Source organism: Nostoc sp. (assembly GCF_036917455.1).
Classification (GTDB): domain Bacteria; phylum Cyanobacteriota; class Cyanobacteriia; order Cyanobacteriales; family Nostocaceae; genus Nostoc.
The window spans coordinates 1-9,552 of sequence record NZ_JBALDK010000257.1; the positions used below are offsets into that span (position 1 = coordinate 1).

The following is a 9,552-nucleotide window of genomic DNA, read 5'->3' on the forward strand; positions in this document are numbered from 1 at the left end:
CCTCTGGTTGATAGATTAGAGAATTAGGCGCACTTGTTGACCCTGATGATATAGAAGCGATCGCCGAAACTATAATTCAAATCCTACAGGGCACTTATTCTAATCCTCTAATCTATCAACCAGAGGCATTAAGAAAAAAAGTAATTAACCAATTTGGTTTTCAACAGTTTCAAAAAACTCTTGATAGCTACTTAAAAAAAGATTTCAAAGACATTTAAGTTTTTAACATCAAAATCAAGGCATCAACCATGTTTAATCCCAATTTTGTCAATATCAGCACTAGCGAAATAGTTAATGACCTCAAAGACAAGGGATACTTTGCTTTTGAACAAGCCTTAACCACTCAGTATGTTGAAGAGCTACTTCAAGAAATTGATTTCAATCAACTATTGCTGAATAATAATGATGTTGGTGTAGTTACATCTCAAGACATCAAGTTTTTTACCCATTGCCTAGCGGGTTCTAAAAAAATATACGATATTATTACTTCCAGAAAAGTCTTAGATGTATGCAAAGAATATTTTACTGATGATTATAAATTAACTAATCATAGAATTTATCAAACATCTCAAAATTCCCACATGCCCTGGCATACAGATAATAATCGCCAAATTGGTAAGCAATTATCTGAAAAACATAATATGCCAGGTCTGTTGTTTTTATTTTATTTCTCTGATGTTGAAAAAAATGCCTTTCAATATATAAAAGACTCGCATAAGTGGTCTCGCAAATACAGCCATGAAATTTACCTGAGTGACAGCTATATCGACAATACATATAGCAAAGATATACTAATATTTCCCATGCTCAAGGGAAGTCTGATATTATGTGATATCCACGGAATCCATAGAGCCAAACCTTTTCAGGATAAAACTTATAACAGAACTACCTTGCTTTTTCAAGTCGATCAAGTTGGTAGCGAGAATGTAGGACATGGTGAAAAAAATCTAGTGAATACTGAGTATCTTGAAAATCTCACTCCAGAGGTAATGGATTATCTCGGATTTGGTTTTAAGAGAGACTACCCGGCTTTTCCTAACACTTCAATTGCTACGATGAAACTACAAGATATCTTAGAGCTACAGAAGCAATTGTTACCCAAGACATTAGAGGCTCTTAACAAAAATATAGTAAAATCTCTATTGCCTGCTGAGGCACTAATTAATGTCAAGCGAATCCTCTGGTATTTTAAATCAAAATACTCTAACCAAAAACCAAAAATATAGCAATTCATGAAAATTTTGTTGATAGGTAATTACTCATTAGATGCAATCATTAGTATGGATATATTTGCTTCTATGTTGGAAAATTACTTAAGCAAACTTGGGCATCAAGTCAGAATTATTTGCCCAAATCCTTGGTTTGGTAAGCTACTATCATCACCAAATTCACTCAGGAAATGGTTAGGTTATATTGATAAATTTGTGTTTTTCCCGGCACAATTGCGTCAAGCATTATCTTGGGCAGATATAGTTCATATATGCGATCAAGGTAATGCAGTTTACGTAAAATATTTGGGAAATATACCTCACGTCATCACTTGTCATGATTTATTGCCAATTCGTTCTGGTTTGGGGGAATTTCCCGAGTATCGCACTGGATGGACTGGTAAGCAATTCCAGCAAATGGTGATGAGAGGACTAAACCAAGCGCATAAAGTTGCTTGTGTTTCAGAACAAACTAAAAGTGATGTGTTACGCCTTTCTTCTCTGTCTGAGAGTGCTGTATCTGTAATTACTATGGGTTTAAACTATCCTTACACGCCGATGAAAGCTACGGAATCTCAACCACGTTTAAAAGCTTTGGGAATTCCTGAAAATTATCCATTTATTCTGCATGTAGGGGCAAATCACTGGTACAAAAATCGGTTGGGAGTTCTAGAAATATTTCATCAGCTAATTCTGCAACTCCAACAACCAGAATTTTACTTAGTTATGGTGGGTAAACCCATGACTGATGAAATGCGTCAGTTTATCAAAACACATAATATGACGCAAAAAGTAATAGAGTTAGTAGAAATTAATAACGAAAACCTCAGAGCTATCTATTCTTCTGCTACAGCCTTACTTTTCCCTTCTCTCTATGAAGGCTTTGGTTGGCCAATTATCGAAGCTCAAGCTTGTGGTTGTCCTGTATTTACATCCAACCGTTCCCCCATGAATGATGTAGGAGGAGAAGCTGCTATATATATAGAACCGGAGCAGCCGAAAGAAACAACAGAAGAGATAATTCGTAATCTACCCACACTAGAAAAGCTGAAGTCAAAAGGATTTATAAATTCTAAAAAATTTTCAGCAGAGAAAATGATTTCCGATTATATTGAACTTTATCAGCAAGCCATTAATGAAAAATATGAGAATAAAGTAAAAATAATTTAATTTTATAGATTTTAACTTTTTTCAACAACTTAAATGGTGCATCTTACTAGAATTTGCTGCGGATATCCGCTATGAGAGTTCTCCATGTTATTCCCTCTGTTCCTCAAGTACGGGGTGGTCCAAGTCTTGTTGTTCTGGATATGGTTAAGGCATTGCGAACTAACAATGTTGATGCTGAAATTGCTACGACGAACGATAACGGCGATTGCTTACTTGATGTTCCTTTACAGAAGCTTATTCAATACAAGCAAGTTCCAATCTGGTTTTTTTCTCGATTTTCACCTACTGTAAAAACTGTCAGAGAATACGCCTTTTCTTGGCAGTTAACAGCATGGCTCTGGGATAATATTTCCCAGTATGACATTTTACATATTCATGCCATCTTCTCTTATGCATCGACGATAGCAATGGCGATCGCTCGCCTCAAAAATGTCCCTTATATTGTTATCCCACATGGCTTATTATCCGAATGGTCTTTGCAACAAAGTACCTGCAAAAAGCAAATTTACATGAGGTTAATCGAGCAAGCTAACCTCAATCACTCTCAGGCGATTCACCTTACTTCCCAACTAGAACAGCAAGAAGTTGCTCAATTGGAACTTATCGCTCCCAGTTTTGTATTACCACACGGGCTTTCTCACCCGCCCCAGATTCCTCATGCTCGTTTTCTACTTCGGCAACACCTCAATCTGCCAGCAGATGAACCTGTAATTTTATTTTTATCCCGTTTACATCCGAAAAAAGGACTAGACTATCTGATCCCCGCATTAGGCAAACTTACTCATCACCGTTTCACTTTTGTTGTTGCAGGTAGTGGTTCCCAAGAGTACGAAGCGGAAATTGAGTCAGCGCTGGTTTCAAATGGCATTCGCGATCGCACCTATATTGCGGGATTTGTTGCTGGAGAGACAAAAAACCTCTTTATCCAAGGTTCGGATCTATTTGCCCTGACATCTCATGCCGAAAACTTTGGTTTAGCAGTTCTAGAGGCTTTAGCCGTAGGTGTTCCCGTCCTTGTTACCCCTGGCGTAGCTTTAGCTGCTATAGTTCAAAAGTACCAAATTGGTTACGTTCCAGAATTAGATGTACTAGCGATCGCCAAAAATATTGAAGAATATCTCACTCATCCCCAAGAAGCGAAAGATATGGGCGATCGCGCTCGTCAAATAATTAGAGAACAATACACTTGGGACAAAGTTGCAGTCAAAATGGTTGAGATTTATCAGGCTATTATTTTCAATCATAAATAATTAAACTATCTGTATGTGTGGCATTGCCGGAATTTTAACGAAAACTGAAATAAAAAACAGTTTGGAAAACTTGATGCTGAGAATGCAAACTGCATTACAGCATCGCGGGCCTGATGACCAAGGAATTTATATTTCCCCAAATCGAGAAGTTGCTTTTGCTCATACTCGTCTTTCTATTCTTGACCTCAGCGCCGCAGGACATCAGCCAATGTCTACACCTGACGGACGCTATTGGATTACCTTTAATGGCGAAATTTATAACTTTCGCCAATTACGACTTGACCTAGAAGCAAAAGGTGAGAAGTTTTATTCACAAACTGATACTGAAGTTATTCTGAAACTTTATCAGCAGCAAGGAACAGAATGTGTCAAGAATTTGCGGGGGATGTTTGCTTTTGCTATTTGGGATAATCAAGAACAAACCTGCTTTATTGCCCGCGATGCTTTAGGAATTAAACCTTTATATTATTGGCAATCTGGATCGACTTTAATATTCGCCTCAGAAATTAGAGCAATTCTGGCATCGAAATTACCGAGCATTGCCTTAAGTCCAGAGGGTTTATATGGATATCTTGTCAGTGGCTCAGTACCAGAACCTCACACTCTAATTGCCGGGATTCGCTGTTTAGAAGCTGGTCATTGGTTGCGTTGGCAAGCAGGTAATGTCAACCAGCAACAGTATTGGCAAATAAATTTTGCGGCTGAAACAATTTCTCTAATAGAAGCCAAAGAAAAAGTTCGTAATGCACTAATTGACTCTATTGAACATCATTTTATCAGTGACGTGCCAGTAGGAATATTTTTAAGTGGTGGAATTGACTCAAGTTCAATTGTTGCTTTATCCCGTCAAACTCAAAAAGGTAATTTACGCACCTATTCTATTGCCTTTGAAGAAAATGAGTGGAATGAAGGAGAAATTGCTCAAAAAGTTGCTCAAGAATTTGGCACTGAACATACAGAATATAAAGTAACTGCATCTTTAGGACGAGACCTATTACCAAAATTTTTAGCAAGTATCGATCAACCAAGTATTGACGGTTTCAATACTTTTTGTGTATCCCAAATTGCCCGTAAAGATGGAACTAAAGTAGTTTTATCTGGATTAGGGGGAGATGAGCTATTCGGTGGCTATAAAACATTTCAACAAGTACCAAATATGGTGCGCTGGGGTCAGCAACTCCAGAAAATTCAACCTATCAGCAGCAGTCTGGGTAGAGGATTAGCATCTTTGGGCATATCACCACGGATGAGGCGCTTAGGAGACTTTTTACAGCAAAAGCCAACAACCGCAGCAGCTTACCGTAGTTTTAGAGGAATTTTCTCCCACAGAGAAGCCTGGAAAATTACTCAGCACTACTTAAAAGATGCCTCTTTACCGATTTGGGAGGGGGTGATTTTTCAGGATAGGAGCTTACCTAAAAATCTGCCTTCTTTAGAAGATGAAGTGAGCCTGCTAGAACTGAGTTGTTATATGCGTAATCAGTTATTGCGGGACAGCGATGTTATGAGTATGGCCTGGGGGTTAGAATTGCGAGTCCCTTTAGTTGACCAAGCTCTACTAGAAGCGATCGCCTCTATTCCTAGCACAATACGTCTTGCACAAGGTAAACAATTATTAGTTCAGGCAATTCCTGAGTTACCAAGTTGGTTACTCAATCGTCCCAAGCGAGGATTCTTTTTTCCTTTTCAGCAATGGATAGAGAAAGATTGGAGTGATTATTTTCCGGCTCAAGAATTAGGTAAAGATATTAATCTCAAACTATGGTATCGTAATTGGAGTTTAGCGATTCTCCACCATTGGTGGAATGAAATTGCTGGCTCAGAATAATCTGTTTCTACAATGTTCTAGCAATGGAAAAGAAGATAGATAGATATATCCGATTAACTAAACAAGGATTGACTGATTATAAATGGTCATTATACTATTTTCAAATGACGATCTTAAATCCCAATCTGCGGAGGTTAATCGCATATTTCTTTTCCTGCTTTCTTCCCAAAACTCGGAATCTTAAAATTGATATTGAAACAATAAAAAATATCCAATCTTTGCAAGAAGATGGATTAGTTGTCTTAGATAAGTTTGTGACAACTACTCAAATTCAAGAAATTAGATCGTACCTGTCTACAAAGCTATGCATTGATCGGCATCGTCCAGGGAATGGCAAGTTTAGCGCACCCAGATTCGCTCACAAATCTTCTATTCATGCTTATTATACACCAGAGGATATTGTCGATACTCCACATCTATTAGAACTTGCAAATAAAACAAGGGTTTTAAGCATAATAGAGAATATATTTGGAGCAAAACCAACAATTTCTTTGATGCAGATTTGGTGGTTATTATCTGGCTTTGATGTTCAAGCAAATTTAAATGAACGATATTTTACATATCCCGGAGAATTTCATCGAGACCTTGATGATTGGTCAGAAATTAAGTTATTTATATATTTAACTGATGTAGATGAAAGTTCTGGGCCTCATGCATTTATTAAAAAATCTCATACATGGTTACTACCACCGAGAACGAGAGATGTAGATATTGATGATAATCCTAATTTTCCCATAGAAGATAACTTAATAAAACTTACTGGTGAGGCAGGCTTGGCTTGGCTTGAGAATAGCTATGTACTCCACCGCTCTATTATCCCTAAAAACAAGCATCGGTTGATTGTAGCAGTGACTTACACCTTGTTTCCATTACCATTAGGGCCGAAAAAGCCTTTAAGATCGTATCCAAAACCCAATCAATTTAATATCTACACCAATAGAATCTACTTAAAATAATACTAACTTAGTATGGCTCATTATCGTTATATAAATCATTGAAAATAAAGTTATTGTCTTGATTTTTTTATTTATTTAAAATATTCCGTACTAAGAGTTAATTTTTTGTTAGTTTATAACTATCTAGTTATTTCTGCCCTACTGTACTAGTTCAAAACCTTAAAGTTTTGGATAAACATGACATGAAAATTCTGCATATTATTCCTTCAGTAGCATCAGTGCGAGGTGGGCCAAGTCAAGCAGTATTAGAAATAGTTAAAGCACTGCGAAATCAAGGGGTTGCAGCAGAAATTGTAACCACTAATGATAATGGCAATAATTTGCTCGATGTACCTCTTGGCAAACCTATAGAGTATAAGCAAGTACCAGTTCAGTTTTTTTCGCGCTTTTCTCCTAAAGTTACGTCCATAAGAGAATTTGCATTTTCTAGTCAGCTAACTACATGGTTGTGGCAAAATGCTAAAAAATATGACTTGTTACACATCCATGCTATTTTCTCCTATGCTTCTACGGTGGCAATGGCGATCGCTCGTTTTCAAGGCATTCCTTACATTGTTCGCCCACTAGGACAACTGTGCGAATGGTCACTTCAGCAAAGTGCTCTCAGAAAACAAATTTATCTCAACTTGATCGAACGGTCAAACCTTAATCACTCTCAGGCGCTTCATCTTACCTCTGAACAAGAACAGCAAGAAGTTTCTCGTTTATCTCTCAGTCCCCCTAGCTTTGTTCTACCTCACGGACTCTCTATTCCTCCTGCTATCCCCAATGCCCGTTCTCGACTTCGGGAACATTTGCAAGTCCCAGCAGATGAACCAATAATTTTATTTTTATCACGCTTGCATCCCAAAAAAGGATTAGATTATCTCATCCCCGCCTTGGGGAAACTCACTAATTACCGTTTCACCTTTGTGATTGCAGGGAGTGGTTCCAAAGAGTACGAAGCGGAAATTGAGTCTCTGATCATCTCAAATGGGATGCGCGATCGCACCCATTTTGCTGGATTTGTGACCGGAGAGGAAAAAAACCTTTTCATTCAAGGGTCAGATATATTTGCCTTGACATCCTACGCCGAAAATTTCGGCATAGCAGTTTTAGAGGCTTTAGCTGTTGGTATTCCCGTTGTTGTTACTCCTGGTGTTGCTTTAGCTGCTGTTGTTCAACAAAATAAACTCGGTTACGTTCCTCAATTGGATGTGCAGGCGATCGCCGAAGCTGTTGATTGCTATTTGAGCCATCCTCAAGCAGTTAAGGATATGGGCGATCGCGCCCGTAAACTAGTTTTGGAGAACTATACCTGGAATCATATTGCTGAAAATCTAATGGATATATATACGAAACTTATTAAGCAACAATTACTATCTCAAACACTAATTTAGTATTATACCGACCTACTTAAATAAACTTAAATGATTTATGGCATCTATGCTAGAGAGAATTACTCCTCTCATTCTCACTTACAACGAATTCCCAAATATTCATCGTGCCATTGAGAGGTTGACTTGGGCAAAGGAGATTATTGTTATTGACAGCTATAGTACAGATAAAACTATAGAAATTCTCCACTCCTATCCACAAATTCAAGTATTTCAACGTAAATTTGATACTCATGCTACACAGTGGAACTACGGCTTAGAAAAGATTAAATCATCATGGGTGCTTTCTTTGGACGCAGATTATATTGTCACTGATGAGTTAATTTCTGAAATCGCACTTTTACCAATTGATGGAGAAATTGACGGCTATTTTACCAAGTTTAAGTACTGTATATTTGGTAAGCCACTGCGTGGGACTATACTTCCCCCCCGCCAAACTCTGTTTCGGAAAAACAAAGCCATCTACATAGATGATGGACATACACAGGTTTTACAACTTACGGGTAAGTCTGCTGAACTGTCTACTTGTATTCATCACGACGATCGCAAACCCCTAAGTTGTTGGTTATGGGCGCAGGATCGCTATATGGTGATCGAAGCTAAAAAACTGCTAGAGACTCCAGAAAGCGAACTTAGTTTTAGCGATCGCATCCGTAAACAAAAAATCCTCGCTCCCTTTATCATCTTAATTTACTGTCTGATCCTGAAAGGCGGTATTTTGGACGGTTGGCATGGTTGGTACTATGCATTTCAGCGAATGCTAGCAGAAACTCTTTTGGCAATTCGTCTATTTGAGTATGGAAAATTGTAGAGACGCGATTAATCACATCTCTACTGCTTATAAAAATGCGGTTGCTCTACAAAGACGCTTATGTAAAAAGAATGTTCAAAATCCGTTTTATTGGCGCACCAAAACCTACAAAAATGACTCAGAAAAGTTTGAGACTGTTAGATAAACTCTCCATAGCTGAAATTAAACGTGGTAGCAAACTAAGGGCTAGATTTTTTAAGAGCGATCGCAACTATCGAAGTTGTTATTAGTCATCTCAGAAACTTATACTTTGTTAACTATGATCAGATTTCCATTCAAAATAATCTTTTTGTCAGATTTTTATATTTTATAACTGGCTTTGCTCATCAAGCTGTTATTACTTTCTTTGTTCTCAGTGGCTTGTTGATTGGTAACTCAGTTTTCAAGAAGTTACAACAACATAAATTTACTTGGAAATCATATCTGATAGCTCGTCTATCACGACTGTGGATTGTTCTAATTCCAGCGCTACTCCTTGGTCTTACTTGGGATCTAGTAGGTAACTTCCTCAACCAAGGACAGTCTATTGTTTATTCAGGTCATCTGGGCACAAATATTATTCCTCAACCAGTTGTAAATAGTATCAGCCCCTCTATATTTCTGGGTAATCTATTTTTCCTACAAAATATTTACTTTCCTACGTTAGGGTCAAATGCAGCATTATGGAGTCTAAGTCACGAGTTCTGGTACTATATAACCTTTCCAGTTATGATGTTGTTAGTTATCAATTTTCAAAGATTTAATCAATGTCTCATTTTGATAACTGTTTTATTATTCTTACTTTTTGGAATTAAACTTAAGAGTGATGAAGGATTCTTAATATGGTTATTTGGAAGCTTACCTTTATTAATTTCCCCCAATAAAAAATTATCACAGCAACATCAGTCATATTTTTTATTATCCGCATATAGTTTGGTGATGATGACTATGATAGCAATTAGAATTAACATCAT

General features: G+C 37.4%; 8 protein-coding genes. All 8 read left to right on the forward strand.

The features are described from left to right. Positions 1-248: 248 nt before the first annotated feature. Complete coding sequence (locus V7K42_RS27910; protein WP_334920842.1) at positions 249-1,226, forward strand: phytanoyl-CoA dioxygenase family protein; 978 nt, start codon at positions 249-251, stop codon at positions 1,224-1,226. A gap of 6 nt (positions 1,227-1,232) precedes the next feature. Further along, positions 1,233-2,378, forward strand: a complete 1,146-nt coding sequence (locus V7K42_RS27915; RefSeq protein ID WP_334920844.1) for a glycosyltransferase family 4 protein — start codon at positions 1,233-1,235, stop codon at positions 2,376-2,378. A gap of 71 nt (positions 2,379-2,449) precedes the next feature. Continuing rightward, a complete protein-coding gene (locus tag V7K42_RS27920) occupies positions 2,450-3,628 on the forward strand; it encodes a glycosyltransferase (protein ID WP_334920846.1) in 1,179 nt (392 codons plus the stop codon). A gap of 13 nt (positions 3,629-3,641) precedes the next feature. Continuing rightward, complete coding sequence (gene asnB / locus V7K42_RS27925; protein WP_334920848.1) at positions 3,642-5,456, forward strand: asparagine synthase (glutamine-hydrolyzing); 1,815 nt, start codon at positions 3,642-3,644, stop codon at positions 5,454-5,456. A gap of 23 nt (positions 5,457-5,479) precedes the next feature. After that, positions 5,480-6,412 (forward strand): phytanoyl-CoA dioxygenase family protein, encoded by a 933-nt coding sequence (locus V7K42_RS27930; RefSeq protein ID WP_334920849.1) that lies wholly within the window; start codon positions 5,480-5,482, stop codon positions 6,410-6,412. A gap of 182 nt (positions 6,413-6,594) precedes the next feature. Next, complete coding sequence (locus V7K42_RS27935; RefSeq protein WP_334920851.1) at positions 6,595-7,791, forward strand: glycosyltransferase; 1,197 nt, start codon at positions 6,595-6,597, stop codon at positions 7,789-7,791. A 46-nt stretch (positions 7,792-7,837) separates the two neighbouring features. Beyond that, complete coding sequence (locus V7K42_RS27940) at positions 7,838-8,599, forward strand: glycosyltransferase family 2 protein (RefSeq protein ID WP_334920853.1); 762 nt, start codon at positions 7,838-7,840, stop codon at positions 8,597-8,599. Positions 8,600-8,824: 225 nt separating this feature from the next. Next, on the forward strand, positions 8,825-9,552 hold a 728-nt coding region (locus V7K42_RS27945; protein WP_334920855.1), incomplete at its 3' end, for an acyltransferase family protein.